11 protein-coding genes, 1 tRNA gene and 1 pseudogene are annotated in these 20,176 nt (G+C 67.0%); 5 read left to right on the top strand and 8 right to left on the bottom strand.

The window, feature by feature from the left end; all coding sequences use genetic code 11:
• From AB0B58_RS40795 to AB0B58_RS40785, 3 genes and pseudogenes are all read right to left on the bottom strand, one after another.
• Positions 1 to 610 (bottom strand): annotated as a pseudogene (locus AB0B58_RS40795) (hypothetical protein); the annotation flags it as partial.
• Between the two features lie 1,509 nt (positions 611 to 2,119).
• On the bottom strand, positions 2,120 to 2,566 hold the full coding sequence (locus AB0B58_RS40790; RefSeq protein WP_360236230.1) for a hypothetical protein: 447 nt from the start codon (positions 2,564 to 2,566) through the stop codon (positions 2,120 to 2,122).
• 41 nt (positions 2,567 to 2,607) lie between these two features.
• Positions 2,608 to 4,146: a hypothetical protein gene (locus AB0B58_RS40785; protein WP_360236227.1), complete on the bottom strand. Its 1,539-nt coding sequence runs from the start codon at positions 4,144 to 4,146 to the stop codon at positions 2,608 to 2,610.
• Between the two features lie 549 nt (positions 4,147 to 4,695).
• Between AB0B58_RS40785 and AB0B58_RS40780 the strand changes: the two genes are divergently transcribed.
• The 5 genes from AB0B58_RS40780 (at position 4,696) to AB0B58_RS40760 (ending at position 10,162) form a co-directional block, all read left to right on the top strand.
• On the top strand, positions 4,696 to 5,283 hold the full coding sequence (locus tag AB0B58_RS40780; RefSeq protein WP_360236224.1) for a hypothetical protein: 588 nt from the start codon (positions 4,696 to 4,698) through the stop codon (positions 5,281 to 5,283).
• An 883-nt stretch (positions 5,284 to 6,166) separates the two neighbouring features.
• Positions 6,167 to 7,117, top strand: a complete 951-nt coding sequence (locus AB0B58_RS40775) for an NBR1-Ig-like domain-containing protein (protein ID WP_360236221.1) — start codon at positions 6,167 to 6,169, stop codon at positions 7,115 to 7,117.
• 203 nt (positions 7,118 to 7,320) lie between these two features.
• Positions 7,321 to 8,181 carry a peptidoglycan-binding protein gene (locus tag AB0B58_RS40770; RefSeq protein WP_360236218.1) on the top strand — a complete coding sequence of 287 codons (861 nt, stop codon included), beginning with the start codon at positions 7,321 to 7,323 and terminating at the stop codon, positions 8,179 to 8,181.
• Between the two features lie 55 nt (positions 8,182 to 8,236).
• Positions 8,237 to 9,121, top strand: coding sequence for a peptidase inhibitor family I36 protein (locus tag AB0B58_RS40765; protein ID WP_360236215.1), 885 nt, complete (start codon positions 8,237 to 8,239; stop codon positions 9,119 to 9,121).
• Between the two features lie 129 nt (positions 9,122 to 9,250).
• Positions 9,251 to 10,162, top strand: coding sequence for a peptidase inhibitor family I36 protein (locus AB0B58_RS40760; protein WP_360236212.1), 912 nt, complete (start codon positions 9,251 to 9,253; stop codon positions 10,160 to 10,162).
• Positions 10,163 to 10,547: 385 nt separating this feature from the next.
• On the opposite strand, the gene AB0B58_RS40755 is transcribed toward AB0B58_RS40760, so the two are convergent.
• The 5 genes from AB0B58_RS40755 to AB0B58_RS40735 all read right to left on the bottom strand — a co-directional run bounded on the left by AB0B58_RS40755 (position 10,548) and on the right by AB0B58_RS40735 (position 20,130).
• Positions 10,548 to 10,639, bottom strand: a tRNA-Lys gene (locus AB0B58_RS40755).
• Between the two features lie 103 nt (positions 10,640 to 10,742).
• The gene (locus AB0B58_RS40750) at positions 10,743 to 11,615 is read right to left on the bottom strand and encodes an IS5 family transposase (protein WP_360236210.1); all 873 of its coding nucleotides are present in this window, start codon (positions 11,613 to 11,615) and stop codon (positions 10,743 to 10,745) included.
• A 126-nt stretch (positions 11,616 to 11,741) separates the two neighbouring features.
• Positions 11,742 to 12,449, bottom strand: a complete 708-nt coding sequence (locus AB0B58_RS40745; protein WP_360236207.1) for a hypothetical protein — start codon at positions 12,447 to 12,449, stop codon at positions 11,742 to 11,744.
• A gap of 984 nt (positions 12,450 to 13,433) precedes the next feature.
• The gene (locus tag AB0B58_RS40740) at positions 13,434 to 13,772 is read right to left on the bottom strand and encodes a hypothetical protein (protein WP_360236204.1); all 339 of its coding nucleotides are present in this window, start codon (positions 13,770 to 13,772) and stop codon (positions 13,434 to 13,436) included.
• Positions 13,765 to 20,130: an RHS repeat-associated core domain-containing protein gene (locus tag AB0B58_RS40735; RefSeq protein ID WP_360236201.1), complete on the bottom strand. Its 6,366-nt coding sequence runs from the start codon at positions 20,128 to 20,130 to the stop codon at positions 13,765 to 13,767. Before AB0B58_RS40735 ends, AB0B58_RS40740 begins: the two co-directional genes overlap by 8 nt.
• Positions 20,131 to 20,176 lie beyond the last annotated feature (46 nt).

The following is a 20,176-nucleotide window of genomic DNA, read 5'->3' as shown; positions in this document are numbered from 1 at the left end:
AGCTCGTCTGACTGGTGTAGTAGTGCGTCACCTGCTTGGTCGTCCGGCTGACCGTGGAGTCCTTGCCGTCTCCCCACCACACCCGCACCTTGCTGACATCGCTCGGAATGTCAGCAAGGGTCACGGTTGCAGGGTCGCCGATCCACACCTGCTTCTTGACGATCTTGAAAGTGCCGGGCATCTTCACCACGGTGACCGTGGCCGTCTCCGCGAAGACCCCGGACGACGAGTTGCCCGCCCGGTCGGTGACCCGGACGGTCACGGTGTACGAGCCGGGGTTGAAGAACCGGTGCCACTGCGACTTCTCGTCGCCGTCCAGGTACGAGAAGTCCCCGTCGCCCCAGTCGACGTACTGGCGGATGTCCTGCTGCGCCGAGACGTTGTCGGACACCTCCAACGCGGTCAGGGTCGCGCCCTGGCCGTCCCAAAGGTTGGTGAAGTCGAGCTGGTAGCGCCCGACCGGCGCAGTGGTGTCCGGCTCGTCGGCCGCCACCACAGTCCTGGTAGGCGATGCGGAGGCCATCGCGGGCGCGCCGGCGGCCATCACCGCGGCGGCACCCAGGGCCACGGTGATCAGCACCGACAGCGCACGGTGATGCAGGGGTCGCATGGTTCTCCCGAGAGCGTCACGAAGGGGATGCCGGGCGGACCTGCCGGGCCACGGCGTCCCGACGGTACAGAGGTCGATCAATGCGGCTCAAAGGGGAGTGGCCCGCTCGGTACCGCTGCTGCAGCGCCATCCTCGGCTGGTTCCTCGAAGCGGTCGGTATCACCACGGCGAGCACGAGAAGCTTGCTCGAACACGCGATCGGCGGGTTCTTTGACGCCACCGGCGACTTCGACCGGCTGTTAACACGCGGGCATCCGCACCTGAACCGTCCGGTCGGGTTGCGCGCACCTGCGCCGCCAACGCGCTCCGTGCGAGGTCAGACGAGGTGTGGGCGGTCGGTTGCGGCCGGCGCGGTTGCTGGCGTTGCTGTACTTCACTGTTGTACTTCGCCTTCACCGCCGCGACGCAGGGGACGCCAGCCCCAACGGTCGAGTGCCGCCAAGGCGCCATGCCATGCGGCCTCGGTGAGTTGCTTCGCGTGGACGTCGCACAACACCAGGCGCACCGCGAGGTCTTTGACGGCTAGGCGAAGCCTGATGCCCTTCTGGTACTGCTCGATCGGCGATAGCGGCTCATCGCTCCAAGCCTGCCCTTGGGTGGCGGGCCGATCACTCAGTATGGATGACTGACTGCCCGCTCGTGCCCGTCCCCGGCACTTGTTGACCACGGTTACTGGCCAGCCAATGGCCCGGATGGCGGGGTGACCCCGCGAGCCGCACGACTTGACGACGTATTAGGCGGCAAACCGTGGGCCGGACTCGTCTGGACCCTGGATCGGAGACCGGGGGGTGTTAATCCCGTGTTGCTCATCCCGCCATCGAGGGTGCCGATGTAAGAGTCATGTCTGCCGCGTGTCGCCTACTGCTCGTCGGAGTTGCCGTATTCGCCGGACTGCCAACGCTGTCGGGCTGTACCGAGCCGAAGCCCGTGCCGACTCCCGCGGTATCCACGTCTCCCAGCGGCTTCCCCTCGCCGTCGGCATGGACTTGGACGGAGTCGCCACCAGAGGGCTCGGCGACGGGTCCAGGGGCAGATGGCACCAATGGAGTGCTGCCGCCGGACAACGTCGTGGTGCCTGACTGAAAATCGGAAGGTCGGCGGTTCGACCCGCCCCTGGCCACCAAGCCTCTCGCCGGGCTTGAGCGTCGCCCACCTGCGGAAACGCACGGTGGGCGTTCTGCTGTCCGGGCATTGCGACGAAGCCTGGCGGAGCCCTGAGATGCAGCCGGCGTCCGCCGGATCACCGTCCGGGATGCCCGGCGCACACAGCGGACACGCACTGTCATCGAAAATGCAATGCGATCTCGATGACACAAGATCGAGAGTGAAGCTCTGGCCTTGCGCTTTGGCAGCTGCCGGTCTGTGACTGCAACCGTTAGTTGGCCAGCCTGCAAAGGATAAGCTGGCGAGCAGCGTCGGCTTGCAACGCTGAGCTGGCCAGAGTTGCAACGGCTAGTTGGCCGCCTTTCGACAATCGATGGTGTCGCCGCCGAGCGTGTGCACCTGCTACTACTCCTTCATTTCCGCGTAGAATCCGCCTTCTCCGTCGGTGATCCTCAGCTCGCCGGACGCGGGCAGGGTCAGGAACCCGCAGCCCTGAATCAGCTCGCCGCCGCCGGTATCGGCTGATTCGAGATAGCAGAGCAGGTGTGCGCCTTCCTTGGCGGGTAGGACGAACTCGCCGTCATCGTCGAGGGAGGCGACCACGCCGCCGGCCTGGGTCACCTGGTCACGACTGACTCGCGCAGATACGTCCTTCGGGTTCTGCTTGTCGATGGGGTCGTTGCCGGTGGTGCTCCACAGGCCGTCGACGGCTGTGGCCGGTACGGCGATGATCCAGCCCTCGTCGATCGGCGACTCGCCGCGCCCGGTGTCGTCCAGGGCGACGGCCGTGCCGGTCAGGCCGTCGGCGGGCGGGTCGGTGCATGCGGCCAGCAGCGGTGCGAGCAGGAGCATTGCTGCCCGCACCGCTACGGATGTCCGGGATCGGGGCCGGCTCATTTCAGGGTGAACTCCGCTTCGTACGTGGACCCGTCGACCAGGGTGATCCGGAAGACCTGGGTGGTTGCCGCCCATGTCTTCGGAGTCTGCACGTTGAGGTGCCAGTGCGGACCGGACTTGACCATCTTGTAGCTCGCACCGTCGGTCAGGAACCTGGCCGACTTGACGGTGCCGGCGTTCACGCCCGGACCGGAGATCGACCACTTGAGCGGGATGGTGCTACCGGCCTTGATGCTGGTCGGCCCCGGAGTCACTACCGGCGACTCGAAGCCGCCGAAGGTGTACGCAGAGAGCACGGTGATCCGGACCGTGGCCGTGCTCGTCTGGCCCGCCGAGTCGCGTGCGGTGACGGTGATGACGTGCTCGCCCACGCTGAGCTGGTCGGCGCGCCATGGCAGCCGGGCGCCGGTGCCGAGCAGGCCGTCGCGGTCGGAGGACCACTGCACGGCGGCGCCGTCAAGGAGACCGTCCTCGACGTCGTTCGCCTGGGCGGCGAACGGAATAGCCTGCGCTGCGGTGAACGATTGTCCCTGGCCGGGGGTGAGTACATCCACCGCGGGCGCCAGGTCGACCACCACCGGCGGCGGTGCCACCCGCTGCACGGTGATCCGGACCGTGGCCGTGGTCTGCTGGTTCGCCCCGTCCTCTGCCGTGACGGTGATGACGTGCTCGCCCTCGCGGAGCTGGTCGGCGCGCACCGGCAGTCGAGAGCCGCTGCCCAGCCAGCCGTCGCGGTTCGAGTTCCACTGCAGCGCGCCGCCGTCGAGGGAACCGCTCTCGACATCTCTCGCCTGAGCGACGAACGAGATGGCCTGCGCTCCGGTGAACAGCTGCCCCGCGCCGGGGCTGAGCACTTCTACCGTGGGCGCCAGGTCGGGCAGCGAGAACGTCGAAGAGGCCGCGGCCGTGCTGCGGACCCCGTCGCTGGCGATCACCTTGAGCTGGGCGTTGGTGCTGCCGGGCAGCGACCACCGCGGAACGGACACCGACGATCCGGTGATGTCGACCGCGACCACCTGCCAGGAGGTTCCGCCGTCGGCGCTGTACAGCACAGTGTTGGCCAGCGCGGGTGAGTCGGCGTCGCGCGACGACCAGGAGATCGTCAGCCGGTCCGTGGAGCCCGAGTTCGGGACACCGACCGAGACCGTCGGCGCGGCCGTCGTGGCCGCGACGGTGGCCAGCGTGCGACCGTCGGCGCGGAGCTGTACTCGGGCCGCGGTGGCCAGGTCCGCGGGGACGACGACGTTGAACAGCGAAGCCTGCGGGCCAGCCTCGGTGCCGTCCGGCCCCGTGTCGGCGTCCTGGTGCCCGGGGGTGAACCGCACGCTGTGCAGCACCGTGCCCGCGGCGTTCTGCAGCAGCAGTTCGTGGCTGCCGTTCGGGTCACTCGGGGTGGGGGCCAGGTCGACCGCCAGGGCCGGCTTGAGCTGCGCGCCGCTTGCGGCCCGTGTCGTCGGCGGCCGCCGCCGGTGTGGCGGCGACCAACGGCGCCGTCGTCGCCAGCGCGCACACGCCGGCAGCAAGCACTCGGGCAAGGCGTCTCTTACCTGTCACAAACCGCTCCGATTCTCGGCAGACACACTGCGGCGAGGAAGCCCGCCGACCAAAGGCGCGGCACACCCACGTCAGGGCACAGCAATCCGCACGAAAAAACGGTACGAGTCGGGCCTATGCATTGGTTCCAGGCAAGCTCAAGGTGACCTCAAGACCCAGCACGTAGGGCTACCACGGGCTGTTGCAGGCCACGGACGCCGACAGCGCCACACTGCGCGAGTACCTAAGGACCGCGCCGTCAGCAACAGGGGCTCTCGCGGCCACAGTGCTGCTGCGGTACCCACCGGCGACTCGATGATCCGCTGCGTGCGACACTCCGCGTGCGGGCGACCTGGCCCGCTTCGTCGAAGAGCCACGCTCTTTCCCATGGCCAACTAAGCGTTGCAGTGGCCGACTAACCGTTGTGGTCACACGGTCGACCGCTCGGGCATGGTGATCATGCCGATTCACAGCGCTCACACGGCCGATTGATCAACCGAAGTCGCATTCGGTCGTTTTTGGGGCGCCCAGGATCCCTATATCGTAGGAATATGCAGCTCACAGCGCTGCGGTGTGTCATCGGCGGGATGTTTGTCTTTTCGCTCACCGCTCTCTCCGGATGTGTCGGGTTCGTGGCCGAGTCGTCCGACATCGACCTAACACAGACATGCGCCCTGACTGCTTTGGAAGCCGCATCCCCGGCTGTGCACGACCCTCAGGTCACGACGGCACATCATGTCGTCATGAAGAGCGGGCAGATCGAGAGCGACGTGAAACTGTCGAACAGCCCCGAGAACGCACACGTCACCTGGACAGCAATGAAGGTCGGCAAGGTTGACGACGTTCTGCGGCTGCTTCCGCCCAAGGTCAAGCAGGCGTTATCTACCAACGCCAGTCCCGGCAGCGAGCAGGTGGCGGCATTCAAATCCAAACAAGGGCTCAAGGACGGCACGTTCATCGCCTATGCAGCGATCCGGCCCGTGACGGTCGAGTTCACGGGGAATTGTGCTGACGGAGACCCCACCAGCGGAACCCTGATCGCCTGGACCGACCCCGACATCGGGGTCGTCAGGTGCGAATCTGCGCCCAGTGCCGAAGCCTCAGCGGGTGGCCGAAACGCCCAGGCCGAATACTGCTGATTCAGCCACGCCAGCTGGATCAGTGACTCGCCGAGCGGGCTTGCCGGTTGGTCGACAAACCTTCGTCGAAAGCTGCGACCTGGTTACGCAGTCTGTAGGCGGCGGGGTCGAATGTCGGTGGCCAGCCACCGTTTCGTCCTTTGCGCCGCCGGTTGGCGATCTGGTCGCGTGGATCGTCGTAGTGATGTGTTTGTCCCGCAGGACCTTGCGGTTGGCCCGTGACGAGTACGCCCGGTCGCGGTTAACGAGATCGGACGCTTCCGCGGCCGTCCGGGCACTGGCGTGGCGACGCGAACCTGTTCGAGCAGCGGGATCAGTTGCCGGGTGTCGGCGGCTTGCCCCGGTGTGAGCCACGAGGCCAGGGATCGGCTCCGACCGTCGGCCAGGGTATGAAACTTGTGGTCACCCGCCTGGGACCGTCCGATGCTTCGCGTGCCTGAGTCTCGGCAACGGTCAGCCCCTTTGGCCGCGACGGCGGCATGCTGGTGGGTGCGCACGACGGTGGCGCCGACCTGGGCGTTCCAGTCGATGTCCGTCTCACCCAGCAGATCGCGTTGATCACCTGCCGGTGATCACGCCTTTGACGGCCCGAACCGGCCGGGCCGGCCGCAGCGGCGCCAGCACAGCCCATTCCTCGCTACTCAGATCACCTCGCGCCACGCCAGGTCCAACGATCGACACTCATGATCGCCACCCATCATCTGCGAGACAGAACCTAGCGGCAGAGATGGCCATAACAAATGGCCTGGCCCGGATCGCTGCGGGTCGGGCTTTCATGATGTGCCGTGCATTCACGCGATCACATCGATGTCCGCTGAGGCCGTTCGGTACCCTCTTACACGCTCTGACAACGCCCGACGACGGCGTCTGACCTGGGGGATGAATGGAAGACCAGCGTGCTGCCGCCGAAGGGTTCGCCGAACAGTTGCGGGACCTGCGGACTGCGGTGGGCGATCCGTCATTCCGGAAGATGGCCGGGCGATCGGGCCGGATTTCGCACACGACGCTGCACGAGGCCGCCGCCGGGACCAGGTTCCCGTCGTGGGAGACCACCCGCGAGTTCGTCCGGGCCTGTGAGGCGGACGAGGCCGAGTGGCGGCGCCGATGGGAGGACGCACAACGCCCGGCGACGGTCCACACTGTCCCGGCCGGCGCCCTGACGCCGGTCGTCACCGACTCCGTTGCCGTGGTGGTGACGGACGTCGCGGCCGCCGAGAAGTCCCCCGCCGCGTCCTCGGAACTCGCGCCGATGGACCAGAGCGCGCTGCGGGCCGCGGACCACACGCAGGCGGCGGACGAGACCACGGGTACGCGACAGCGCCGGTTGCCGTGGCTCGTCGCCGCCGCAGCGGTCGCGGCGATGTTCGTCGTCCTGGGCATCGCCGTCCGCGGCCACTCGGCCCCGGACGGCTCCGGCGCGGCGGCCTCGCCGTCATCCGCTCCGGCGCCGTCACCGGCAAAGTCGTCGGACACGTTGGTCCCCGGGGACTCGAGCAAGTTCATCGCCGACGTCACCATCCCCGACGGCACGAAGGTGAAGGTCAACGCCCGCTTCGTGAAGGTGTGGGCGATCGCGAATGTGGGAACGGTCGCCTGGCAGAACCGCTACCTGGCGCCGATGATCCCCTCCGCGGACGATGACGGTTGCCGGGTGCCGGATCGGGTGGCGATCGGCGACACGCCGCCCGGCGAGCAGGTGATGATCAGTGTTCCGGTCACCGCGCCGAGCCGCCCCGGGAAGTGCTGGGTCCCCTGGAAGATGGTCGACGAGCACGGCCGGGCCTTCTTCCCCAGCCGCCGGCCGGTGTACTTCTTGGTCACCGTCACCGCCTGAGCGCGCCGCAGCGCCGGCCCGGCCGGTGTCAGAGTGCGAACGCTCGATGTAAGTCCAGGGTTCCGCCAAAGCTGACAACGCCGCATCCGTCCAGGTCAGCGACGGTCTGGCGGATCTGACAGTACATCGGGCTACCGAACAGTAGGCCCCTTCTCGCAGGGTTGTGTCCGTTCCCAACGGACTACCTACGAGGAGGATCGACCATGCGCCGTCCCTGGTTAGCCGTCGGGCTCGCCGGGCTCTGCGTGGCCGTCGGCGTCCCGACCCATGCGTGGGCCGCGACATCCGACGCCACAGGGCAGTGGACCGTCGCCACGGCCGCGCGGCCTGTGGTGGACATGGAGGCCACAGTGCTGGCCGCCCAGATCGACCCCCGCCGCGCCGACCACACGCTGACCCCCGGCGCGAAGAGCTCCGTACTCGCCGTCGAGCAGGCGCTCGATGCCAAGAACCTGCTCGACGCCCGCTGGGTCGACGGCTACTTCGGCACCGAGACCGTCTCGGCGTACGGGGCCTACCAGCGCTCGCTCGGCTACACCGGCCTGGACGCCAACGGGCTGCCCGGCACGACGTCGCTGACCAAGCTCGGGCAGGACCGGTACACGGTCACCCGCACGATCGGGACGGGCGCGAAGGTGCAGCGCGACGGGTACGTCGTCAATGCCCGTACCCAGGCGATGCTCACCGAGGCCGAGAGGCTGCTCGGTTACAAGGTCGTACTCGATCAGGGTTCCTACAACCCCGGCGGCGACCCGACCTCGGCCGGCACCCACGACGGCGGCGGCGTCGTCGACATCTCGGTCACCGGCATGAACGCCACCAAGCGCACCGCGGTCGCCAAGGCGCTGCGCCAGGTCGGCTTCGCCGCCTGGGTCCGTGACCCGAGCCAGGGCGACTGGCCGTGGCACATCCACGCCACGGCGATCAACGACACGGACCTGTCCAGCCAGGCACAACACCAGGTCGGCGACTACTACCTCGGCCTCAACGGCCTGGCCAACCGCGGAGCGGACGACGGACCGAAGGTCACGATCCGCACCTGGGAGCAGTACCAGCGCGGGTAGTGACCCGCACCCGAACCAACCCCTCGATCAACAACATCGTCCACGAGAGGACACCATGAACATCCGTAAGGGCCTGGCCGTCGCCGGCGCCGCGCTCGCCGTCGCCACCTCCATCCTGAGCTTCTCCTCTCCGGCGTCGGCGGCCGGCCGGGACGGCAACTGCGACAGCGGCGAGTTCTGCCTCTACTACAACAGCGACAACGAGGGATCGATCTCGGACTTCACCGGTTCGGTCGATGACTACGGCGCCGAGCAGCCCGAGTGCTACGACTTCAAGGGCGACGGCGCCGGCAAGGGCAAGTGCGTCAAGAACGAGGCAGCCTCGGTCTGGAACAAGAGCGACAAGACCGTCCGGATCTACTTCAACAGCGGCTTCGGCGGCTCGTACCAGGACTTCGCGGCCGGCGCGAAGGGCAACCTCAACGCCACGCTGAAGAACAACAACGCCTCGCACGAGTTCTCGCCGTCAGCGCGCACGAACATGTCGTACGCGTTGTACAAGACCAGTGGCGGCTCGGTCACCTGCGCTTTCGACGGTTACGAGAGCACACCCGGCCGGCACGAGGGCATCGACATCGCCCGTAGCGTCGGCTCGAACGTGCACGCCCTGGTGTCCGGAACGGTCACCTACGTCGCCTTCGGGAGCACCGGTGGCAGCGGGCTGTCCACGATCGCCGTCTACAACGCCTCGGCGAACAAGACGGTGATCTACCTGCACACCTCGCCGAAGTCCGGCCTGAGCGCCGGCGATGCCATCTCCAAGGGCGAGCTCCTCGGTGTCGAGTCGTGGCGCGGGGTGTCCTCCAGTTCAGCCGCACACACCCACATCGAGGTCCGGGCCGGACGCCAGACCCACGCCGCCAGGAGCGTCAACGACCCCACGCTGGAAAACGCGGACCCGACCGCGTTCTGGAACTCCCAGGGATACAACGAGAAGTAGAGCGCGGCGGCATGACCGGCCCGAACGATCGTCCGAGGTCGGCCATGCCTCCTGCTGCCCGACCCATCCCCCACATACTTCATTTCTGATCGAAAGCCGTGATTGACCATGTTGAGAAGAGTTCCGGCCGTGCTGGCCGTCCTGATGGCGGCGCTCGTCGGCGTCGCGGTGGCACCGGGCGCGGCGTCCGCCGCCGACCGTGACGGCAGCTGCGACAGCGGCGACTTCTGCTACTACTACAACAGCGACCAGGCCGGCTCGGTCTCCGACTTCACCGACACCCAGGAGGACTACGGCGCGACCCAGCCTTCCTGCTTCGAGTTCAAGGGCGACGGCGCCGGCAAGGGCGTCTGCGTGAAGAACAACGCGGCATCGGTGTGGAACCGCACCAGCAAGACGGTCCGCGTCTACTTCAACAGCAACCTCAACGGGGCACACCAGGACTTCGATGCCGGCGAGAAGGCCAATCTCAACGCGACGCTGAAGAACAACAACGCCTCGCACGAGCTGCTGGGGTCGTCGACGAACCCGACGGGCTGCCAGACCGACGGCACCAACACCACGCTGCCCAGCACGATCCTGGTCTACCGGGCCAGCCAGGGAAGGGTGGACCGGGTGGACTTCAAGACGTACGTCAAGAACGTCCTGCCGAACGAGTGGATCGGCAGCTGGCCGAACGCGTCGCTGGACGCCGGAGCCGTCGCGGTGAAGAACTTCGCCTGGTACTGGGCGCTCCACTCGACCCGCAAGACCTCGGGCGGGCAGTGCTTCGATGTCTACGACAACACGAACTCCCAGGTGTACAAGCCGGGGTCGGCGCAGACCGCGACGTCCGCCGCCGTCGACCGCACCTGGTCGAGCCGGATCACCCGCAGCGGCAAGATCTTCGAGGCGCACTACTGCGCAAACACGACCGCGTGCCGGCCCGGCTGGGTGGACGGGGACTGGATGTCGCAGACCGACTCGGCCAACCAGGCGCGCCAGGGCAAGAACTTCCGGGAGATCCTGCAGTACTGGTACCGCAACGTGGCAGTCTCCTGACCGTCACGCTTCATGGGGCCGCCCGCCGAGAACCCTCGGCGGGCGGCCCGCTCGCGTCCATGGCACGTCTCGCCTCGATGCGGCCCTGGATGTCGGCGTAGGTGAGCGCGAGCGGATCGTCCACGACGAAACGCCCTCGACTGGCTCAGCATTGCCGCCGTGCAGCGCCTTCCCGGCGAGGCGGGCGTAGACGTGGCCGACCTGACCGAGGTCCGCGCACGCAACCGGCTCAGGATGAGCGTCAGCACGGCGTAGCCTGATCCTCGTCGCACCTGCGGCCCGGCTGCGACGCTTCGCCGTCGAGGTGCTGCACCACCCGCGCGATCCACCGACTATGCATCGATAAGACATCGTTCTATATTTGCAGGTCAAAGACCGATTACCGTGGGCCGCCGGGGATTCGAACCCCGAACCTAAGGATTAAAAGTCCACAGAGGACGATCTGCTGAATCAAGGGAGTCGGGTGACACCCGGCCCTTGACCTGCGCGAACGCGAATCCCGCAGCGAGAAGTTCCATCCAATGTGGACTGCAGGTGTTCCGTGGGTGCTCGTCTGTCTGAGTGCCCGTCTGGAAACCGTTCATGGTCGATGGCGGGCCAGTCGGCGGCTCATGATGATGATCATTGACCATTGCACGATCGCGGCGTGGTGTTCGGGTAGGCGTTCGTAGTCACGCACGGTGCGTCGGCATCGGCTGATCCAGGACAGGGTCCGTTCCACGACCCAGCGCCGGGGTAGGACCTGGAAGCCGATCTGCCCGGCGAGTTTCGCGACGATCGTGACGGTGACGCCGAGTGCGGCGGCGAAGTCGACGAGGGTGCCGCTGTAACCGCTGTCGGCCCAGGTCATCGTCACCTTCGGCAGATGGTGTACGGCCCAGAGCAGGATGCGGCCGGCGTGGCGATCCTGCACCGAGGCGGCGCTGACCGCGACGACGAGTAGCAGACCGATGGTGTCCACGGCGATGTGGCGTTTGCGTCCGTTGACTTTCTTGCCGGCGTCGTAGCCGCGGCTGGCCCGGGCGACGGTCTCGGCGGCGCGGACTGACTGCGAGTCGATGATCGCCGCGCTCGGCTCGGGCAGGCGGCCGGCGACGGCGCGGGTTTGGTCGCGCAGGGTGTTGTGTAGGTGGTTGACGGTGCCGTCGGTGCTCCAGCGGGCGTGGTAGTCGTAGACGGTCTGCCAGGGTGGGAAGTCTGCGGGTAGGGCCCGCCAGACGCAGCCGTTGTGGGCGAGGTAGCGGATCGCGTCGACGATGTCGCGGCGCGAGTGCACCGGCCGGCGCCCGCCGCGACGACTCGGGTGCCCGGCCGGTATCAGCGGGGCGATGACCTGCCATTCCGCGTCGGTGGTGTCCGACGGATAACGCCGGACCCGGTTGCTGGGCAGGTGCTCGGTGGACAGAGTGGGGGTCGGGGATGCGCCGGCTCCGCCGACCAGGTAGAACGTCATATAGGGCCTTGAGGGATCGAGCGTGTTTGGTGTGGTTACCTGCGCTTCTACCTCAAGGCCCTACCCATGTCATTCAGACGCGCCGCACCGCCCACCCATCGACAGACTCAAGTTTCCAGACGGGCACTAAGGTTTGACTAGTCCACGTACGAGCTCCAGCAATCGCGCGTTGGCGGACTCGCTAGCCGAGCTCCTGACGCCAGGGCAGAGTAGTAGCTGCTCTTGGCCGCTGCGGTAGTCCTCGTGCAGCACCGCCAGTGTCGACTCCGCGTTGATCCTGACATCCCGCTCGTCCCAGGTGCGCACCACCGCGAACGCCGCGGGCAGAGTCGTCGCCGGGTCCGGGATGAGGACATGCCGCGGGTCGGTCGGCAGCCGCTGCCGGGAGAGATCCACGCCGGCGCGGAAGCTGCCGCCCAGCATCACCGCGTCCCGCAGGTCGTTTCCCACGATCTCGTTGGGCGTCAGGGGCGCGGTGTAAGACCGGTAGCCAGCCCCGGCGATGGTCAGCTCGGGCAGGTCGCCGCTGAACACGCAGTCGACGAAGTCGCCGTCGTTCGAGATCCACTTCCGCATCACGACATTACGGAACGTACAGCGCTCGAAACGCAGCAGAGCCAGCATCGTGCGGGTGAACCGGGAGCCGTCGAAGGAGCAGTCCCGGAATACTGTCGGCGTCGGTCCGACGCCGAGCTTCGCCACGGCGGCTCTGATGTTTTCGAACCGGCATCGCTCGAAGGTGCTGACCCCGACGGTCCATGATGCGAATCGTCGTCCGCTGAAGTCCTCGTCGCGGTGGGTCTCGTCGAGCATGGTCACGTGTTCGCCGGCCATACGGTGTTCCACCTATCCCATCGCTGCTTCGTTCTGCATACGGCCCATCTCACCCAGCATCGCATGGTACTGGGCATTAGACATCCCGTACCGGACATAGGTGGTCCGCAAATAGTCGGGATTCCTGGCCGCACGACCCATGTGTTTAGGGACCTCACCCACGGTCGTGACTTCGATCTTGGCGCCATTCCGCGTATCGGTAAAGTCTGGGTCCGTACCAAGATCGGTGTTTCCGGCTCTTCGGTTAGTAGGTTTCGGCGGCCGGCCAGCGGTCACCGAACGTGATGGCGAAGGCGTTCAGTACGGGCTTCCATCGCATCGTCCATCGGGCGCGGCCAGCCCCGGTCGGGTCCAGGCTGCGGGTCACAAGAGGCGACGAAACTAACGCGGCCTTCACCCCCGTACGACGTCGAGGGCAGACAGAAGAGTCTCTCCGTTGACCCATCCCCAGCCTGAAGGCCAGCTGCCGTGGCCCCAGGCGCCATTTCGATCTCGTGTCGCCGGTCGGCCGGATCGTTGAGTAGTAGCCGATTCTGCGTGGTGTTCAGTGCCAACGCGATTGTGGCAAAATCATCCAAGTCAACACGGCGCACACCCGTCTCGATCTTATTGACGGTAGTCTCCAAGCATTGGTCGCCCCAATGCGTCAAGAAGCGCCGCCAACTGGGCACCGGTAAGTCATGACCCCTCGGCCAGACCACGATCGCGGTGCTGTACCTGCACCGCCAGCGGTTGCTTGCTCCACCGTGGGACGGCCGCAGCCGCTCCTCGGACAGGGACAGCCAGCACTCCGGCCACCGCTTGACCCGTCCACGCCTTCGCCTCCGGCCCGGCAGCTCCAGGACGTCGGCCAGCCCGTCCTCAGCCGCTGCCGGGACATGAATCCCAAGGAGGACTCTCAATCCCAAGAGTCGGAGTTCAACTCCGGCGACCACCAGCCTGCAGTGGCCCACGGTTCGGCGATCTGCGCACATCGTCCAACCGTCAGTCCTCTGGGCCGATGTCGTCGAACGTATAGCTCACTTCGTTGGCTTCGATGAGTCCGCGAACAAGGTCAACGATCTCCACGACCCCGCCCCGCTGCACGATGACGAGATCGTGTGCTTTGAAGTACCGGCCGCCGAGACTCTCCCCAGAGGTCTCGTGATTGCGCATAATACGTTGCACCGCAACAATTGTCATGATGCTGGCGCTGTACCTTGCACCGTCCGGGTAGTTGACCTGGACGTCCAGGTTGTCCACAGTGCGCTCGTCGTCCTCCGCCCCCAGGAAGAGCATGAGCACAACATCGCCGATCATTACCTTACGGATGGCATCACCCACCGTAGAGCTCCTCCAGGCGGCGGATCACCTTATTTTGATTCTTCTTGTCAGACTTTCCGACGATTTGAATGCTGTCGTCAGTACTGCGGAAGTAAAGCCGGCCGCCATTCTGACCCCGCGCATAACTCACATCGGTACCTTTCAGCGCCTCGGTCCCCTTGCCAGGGTTCATGTTGCCATTGCTGAGCTGCTCGAAGAGATGGTCGAAGTCCTTCTGGACTTTCTGGTCCTTGGCGGCCTTCTCCGCCTCTCGGACAAGCATTGAATCCTCATCGATTCTCGAGGACATCTTGTTCACCGGCGTCCGGGAGGCCTTGACCTTTCCGGAAATCCTGCCGCTACCGGTCGCTTGATTGTTCCAGTGTAGATCGTCGAGGTGATCGTTCAAGTTTCTTGCGCCGTGCCCGACGGCCAATGATCCGCCGGCGACGCCGGCGACGCCGAGGGCGAGGGCCGGTACGGCCACTGGGGTAGCGGCGCCACCGGTTCCGCCTGAGACGACGAAGCTTGCGAGGATGACCGGAGCGCCGAGTTCGATGGCAAAGGCCCCGCCTTCGATCATCGCGAGGTCGATGGCGATTTTTGCGAGAGTGTCCTGGTTCTCGTGGACCCATTCCATGGAGCGTTGCCAGCCGTTGCAGACGGGTGCGAACCAGCCGCATTTCTCTTTCTGCTCGACGACCGGTACCGCTTGGACGACATTGCCGCTGGAGGATCCGGCGCCGTTGTTTCCATTGCCCTTGTTCCCGCTGCCCTTTGTCCCGCCGGGACCGCCGGTGCTTCCGTTGCTGGTGCCTTCGTTGCCGGTGCAGGCTACGCCTCCGCCGGTGGCGCAGTCGGCCGAGCCGAGGGTGAGTCCAGATGGGTCGCTGAAGCTGATGGGGCTGTTGTTGGCGTAGGAGTAGGCGTTCCACTGTTGTGGGTCGGCGAGGTCCATGATCGGGTCGGCGGAGATGAAGCGGCCCAGGGTGGGGTCGTATTCGCGGGCGCCGAGGTGGGTCAGGCCGGTGTTGTCCCGGGTTCCTCCGACGAAGCCCTTGTCTCCGGCCCACGTCGTGGGTTTGGTGCCGCGGTCCTCGCCGAACGGCATCGTGCGTCGCCGGTTGACGGTTAGGCTCGCGTCGCTTGTGACGGTGGCGGTGGCGGTGCCTTCGTGGTCGTTGACCATCCAGGTCAGCGCGCTTGGGGTGCGGACTGCGATGGTTGAGCCGGCGTGGCTGTAGTAACGGGTGCCCACCGCGTTGCCGGTCTTGGGCTTGCGGATCTCGAGGCCGCCGGGCAGGTAGAGGGTGGCTCCGGTGGGGTCGCGGCGGATGAGCCGGCCGCCGTCTGTGTCGTAGGTGTAGCTGGTGACACCGGTGCTGTCGGTGCTGGTGCTGAGCTTGCCTTCGTCGTTCCAGGCGAGTGCCTGGCTTCCGGTTCCGGCGGTGCCGTCGGCGGCGCAGACGTTCGCCGCGGTGCCGGTGGGGCGGCAGAGCGTGTTTCCGGACGCGTCGTAGGCGAACTGCTGGGTGACGCTGCTGCCGCCGGTTGCGGCCACGGAGGTGACCGCGTGGGGCTTGCTGCCGGGGCCGCCGCCTGAGGCCGGGTACGCGTAGGTGCGAGTGGTGCTGGTCGTCTGGTGGGCGACCTCGGTCTTGCGGTTGCCGGAAGGGTCGTAGGTGTAGGACCGCCAGTACGACGCCGGTCCGCCTACGGCAGCGGCGGTGACCGTGGCCAGGCATGTCGCGGCCGCCTGTGACCAGGCTTCGGTCAGTTGCTTGAGGTGGTCGTACTGGAAGCACTGGGTGTCGGCGGCCTGGCCGCCGTCGGGGGTGTCGGTGATCGACGTGATGGTGCCGGCGTCGTTGTGGTTGTAGCTCAGGTTGTAGATGTCGTTCTTCAGTTCCGGGACGGCGTTGAACGTCTTCTTGCGGCCGGTCGCGTCGTCGTAGCCGTAGGTCAGTGCGACGCGGGCGCCGTGTTCGCCGAGGTTCTGTCCGATGAGCTGGTCGAGCTGGTTGTAGACGATCTCCTGGGCGTAGAGCTGCTTTCCGAACAGCCCGTCGGGCAGGCCGATCTCGTTGAACAGCGTGGTGACCGTTTCGGCGGGAAGGCCGGCGACGGCGGGGGTGGTGATCTTCTCCAGGGTGCCGTTGGGCCGGTAGCCGAGGGTCTGGGTGTAGGTGCACGGGTTGGCCTCGCCGGAGATGCACAGTCCGCTGTCGGTGCTCGGGACTGTCACCGAGGTGCCCTTGGGCCGGCCCGCGGTGTCGTAGCCGGTGGTCGCGGTGACGTAGGCGGAAGCGTTACCCGCGCCGTCGTATTCGTAGCGGGTGGCGCTGGTCAGCTTGCCGACGCCCTTCGGGAGGGTGTCGTAGACCCATTCGTTGAGCTTGCGGCCGTCCGCTGCGCCCTGCCGCACGGTCTTCTTGCGGCCCAGGTCGTCGTAGGCGTAATACAGAGCCTTGCCGCGTGCGTCCTTGTTCCAGCTCAGCTGACCTGTGGCGTCGTACCCGCTGGTGAAGATGCCGGTGTCAGGGTCTTCGGTGTAGACCTTGTGGCCGCGCAGGTCGTAGCGGTACCTCCAGGTGTTGTTGCCGGGTCCGGTGACCGAGGCGAGCTCGTCGCGGTTGGTGTATCGGTAGGTGGTGCGTTCGAAGAGCGCGGCGTCGTCGCTGCCTACGTTTGCCGGGTCCTTGTACTGACGCAGCTCGGCGAGGTTGCCGCGGGGGTCGGTGATCGAGGTGGTGGCGATGCCGCCGTTGGGTGGGGTGACGCTGGTCCGCTCCCCTGCGTAGCCGGTGTGGGTGCGCCACGCCTCATCACCGGCGATCTTGAAAATGGCGTCGGTGATACGGCCGGCACCGTCGTAGACGTTCGCGGTCAGCGCCGGGATCTCGGGACGGCGTACCGGGGTCACCAACGTGGTGTTCGGGGCCGTGTTGTCGATGTCGTAGTACGCGCTGCTGGCCCAGTCGACCAGGCCGCGCGAGTTGTAGACGGTGTCGACCAGGGCCCGGCCACCGGCGAGGGTCTGCGTCTGGGTCTGGCGCAGCCGCAGCATGCCGTCGTACAGCGCGACCGTCGTGCGGTAGTACCTCGTCCCGGCCGGCATCAGATTCTTCGTGATGACCGAGCTCGGGGCGTCCTTGCTTAGCTTGTAGGCGTAGCTGACCGACGGGTCGTTCTTGAACGTAGCCCGGTCGCGTCCGGGCGCCCACACCGCCAGCAGCCGGCCGTCGCCGTCGAATGCCGACTCGGTGACCAGGCCGTTGGTGTCGGTCACCTTGACGGGTACGCCGAGCGCCGGGTTGAACGTCTGCGTCGCCGTCAGCCCCAGGGCGTCGGTGACCTTGGTCTGGGTCACCGGGCCACCGGATGCCGGGGTGAAGTCGGTCTTGGTCACGTGCCCGAGCGCATCGGTTTGCCGGACGGCGCGGCCGATGGCGTCATAGCCGGTGCGGCTCGCATCGACGAAGACCGGTGTTGTTCCGTCGAACCGGTCGACCTGGACGACGCGGACGGGCAGGCCTCGGGTGGGCGCGGCCCCGTAGGTGTCGGGGTCGTCGTAGTAGGTGCGGATGTCGTTGAGCACGTCCTGGGTCGTGCTGTCCGCGCCGCATCCGACGCCGACGGCGACTTTGCGCTTGACCCGGTCCAGCATCCACGCGTCCGCGTTGCGGGCGTACTCGGTGCGGGTGCAGCGGTCGTCGCCAGCGTTGGCCTCGTCGCCGAGGTCGTTGACCTCGGCGACGAGGTTGTCGTCGTTGACCTTGGTGACGGTCTGGGTCCAGCGGGTGCCGCCGGTCGACAGCTTGGTCCGCCTGCGTTCGGTCTCGACGTGGGTGCGCCAGGCCTTCAACGGCCCGGCGGTGGCTGTCGGCCCCTGCGCCACCGGGGTGCTGAGGGTTCCTGAGATCCACTCGGTGCCGTTAAAGTCGATCTGCTCGCGCAGCATGCCCGTGAAGGCTTCGTGGTCGGTGACCTTGCCCCCGAAGGAGTCCTCGACCTGCACGGCGCGCGGCGTGCCCTTGGGCGGCAGCGCACCATCGACGGGTTGCGGGTCGCCGTTCATCCCGCGGAAGTAGCGGTACTCCGTGCGGGACTGCACCTCGGATTCGAGACCGGTACGGATCTGCACCCGGCCGTAGCCGCGGAACTGACCCCAGGTGCGCTTCTTCGGCTTCACCAGGGCCGAGTTGTCGTACGCCCACGCCGGCGCGTCGAGGTAGTCGTAGTTGGTCTGCTGGTGTTCGAAGCCGCCGGTGTTGTCGTACACGTCGACGCGGGTCACGACGTACTTGTTGAACCAGTCGATCTTCGAGTCTTCGCCCTCGGCGGCGTAGTACTGCGGGAAACACCGCTTGGTGTTCGCCCACGGCTTGGGCAGCGTGATGGTGTCGCACTCGGGCTTGGAGTAGGTGACGCCGATCTGCGCGCCGGACTCGGTGGTGATCGACTGGACCCGGTTGCGGAACAGGCTCGAGTGACCATTCGGCGTGTTCACCCGGTTGGGCATCACGTCGGCGTTGGGGTTGAACACGACGGCCGGGTCGGTGACCGCCGGACCGCCGGCGCTGGTCACGTGGCCGGTGTGTTGGACGCTCTTCAGCCACATCGGCGTGCTCTCGTTACCGCCCGCCTGCAGGTAGGCGTGCTTGAGGGCATAGCTGTCGACGGTGGTGTAGTCGTCGCCGCTGCCGGAGTAGACCTGGGTACGGACCTTGTCCAGGCGCACGTTGGTCCAGAACGTCGGGGAGTACTGCGTTTCACACGGTGCCTTGTCGCAGTACTGGTCCCACGGCGTGTCCGGGAACCGCTTCGCGATCGGCTTGCCCTCGCCGGTGCGGCACTTGCCGATGCAGCGGTCGGCGGTGTCGAACAGGACCCGGTTCACCGGATGCACCGTGGCCGCGTCGTCGCTTCGGCTGCCGTACTCGGCCTTGACCAGGTGCCCGGCCCGGTCGTAGGTGGTCCGCTTGTCCTTGTCACCCTCACGCGCGTACGCGCCGGATTCTTTGGCGTAGAAGTAGGTGATCGTGTTGCGGTTCGGGTCGACCGCGTAGTCGAGGTTCCAGCGCCAGGCCCGGGTCACCCGCGACTTGGCGAAGTCACTGTCGTAGCCGGGATCGCTGGGGTGGTTTCCGAAGACCGGGAGCGTCCAGGTGGACTTGGTGTCGTAACCGGATGAGGTGCCGCCGGTGGCCTTGCCCCGGCCGAAGTAGTACTGGGTGCCGTCGACCGTCGTGACGCGCCAGTAGGTCTTGTCCTCGTCGCCGTTGTCGACGCCGCCCTTGAGCTGCTCGATCCGGGAGCCGTCGTCCGCCACGCCCCGATAGCGCACGTTCGTGTCGCCCGGCCCGCTGTCGGTGCCCGCATCCTTGACCAGCTCGGTCGACGCGCCGTTGAAGGACATGGTCGCGTTGTCGTCGAACCAGCACTGGTCGTCGCCGACCACGTCCTTGTTGTTGGGCGCCTTACCGTCCTGCTCGCCTCGGTCGTCGGAGCACGAGCGGTAGCTGCGTTCGATGTAGCCGGGTTCGAGGGACCAACCGTCACCGATCCACGAGCCCTGGGTGTTGTTGCCCGAGGTTCGGCCGTCGATCGACGCCGACGAGTAACTCAGCTTCAGGTCCGGCGCCATGCCACCGGGCGGCGGCGGCGTCTTGATCGGGTACGACCACGCGAACGCACCGTTCTGCTGCGACACCTGCCACGTCGACGCCGCCGTCAACGTGGTCGCCTTGTAGTCGCCGTTCTCACCCGCTGGCGCCGCCGCCAGCGCGAACGAGGACACGGCGCCAGCCGCGGCCAGCGGAACGGTGGCGGTGACCGTACCGGCGCGCGTGTTGTTCACCGACCGGACGGGCTGACCGTCGGCGAGCCGCACCAACCGCAGCCTGCTCAACGCGTCGCGGCCGAACATGCCCGCCACCGAGCGGTAGTCGACCGCGAGCTTCGCCTGACCGGCCTGCTGGGCGCCGTCGGCACGTGCGACGCGTACGACGAGACCGCGAACCCCCAGCGCGCCCGCCTCCGCACGGCTGAGCGCGCTCACCCGCACCTTGCTCACCGCACCGTCACGACCGGCCACCGCCGACCGCGAAACCGCGGCCGGAGCCGTGACGGAGACCCGCAGCTTGCCGACTTGTACCGGCGCTGCCGACTGCGCAGTCAGCGCGACCGTCTGCGCACCGGCCGGAACCTCCGGATCCGGCGGCAGGTCCGCCTCGGTCAGCTCCCGGGACTCCGCGGTGTACTCCGGTAGCGGCTTCGCCACCACCGGCGCCACCTTGATGCCCTTGACATCCGTCGGGGTCGTGGCGGCCCCGGCCGCGGCCGCCGGGGTGGCCGGCAGCTGCCCAACGACGCCCACAGCGAGCACCACGGCGAGCAAGGCCCGCAGCGGTCGGACGCCTGCG

It is taken from the genome of Actinoplanes sp. NPDC049118 (assembly GCF_040648555.1).
Lineage (GTDB): Bacteria > Actinomycetota > Actinomycetes > Mycobacteriales > Micromonosporaceae > Actinoplanes.
This window is presented reverse-complemented; position numbering and strand designations above follow the sequence as displayed.

What these genes read in the sequence shown, in the direction of transcription:
- AB0B58_RS40750 (WP_360236210.1), bottom strand. Translation starts at nt 11,615, where the DNA reads ATGACGTTCTACCTGGTCGGCGGAGCCGGCGCATCCCCGACCCCCACT.
- AB0B58_RS40765 (WP_360236215.1), top strand. Translation starts at nt 8,237, where the DNA reads ATGAACATCCGTAAGGGCCTGGCCGTCGCCGGCGCCGCGCTCGCCGTC.
- AB0B58_RS40790 (WP_360236230.1), bottom strand. Translation starts at nt 2,566, where the DNA reads ATGCTCCTGCTCGCACCGCTGCTGGCCGCATGCACCGACCCGCCCGCC.
- AB0B58_RS40780 (WP_360236224.1), top strand. Translation starts at nt 4,696, where the DNA reads ATGCAGCTCACAGCGCTGCGGTGTGTCATCGGCGGGATGTTTGTCTTT.
- AB0B58_RS40770 (WP_360236218.1), top strand. Translation starts at nt 7,321, where the DNA reads ATGCGCCGTCCCTGGTTAGCCGTCGGGCTCGCCGGGCTCTGCGTGGCC.
- AB0B58_RS40775 (WP_360236221.1), top strand. Translation starts at nt 6,167, where the DNA reads ATGGAAGACCAGCGTGCTGCCGCCGAAGGGTTCGCCGAACAGTTGCGG.
- AB0B58_RS40745 (WP_360236207.1), bottom strand. Translation starts at nt 12,449, where the DNA reads ATGGCCGGCGAACACGTGACCATGCTCGACGAGACCCACCGCGACGAG.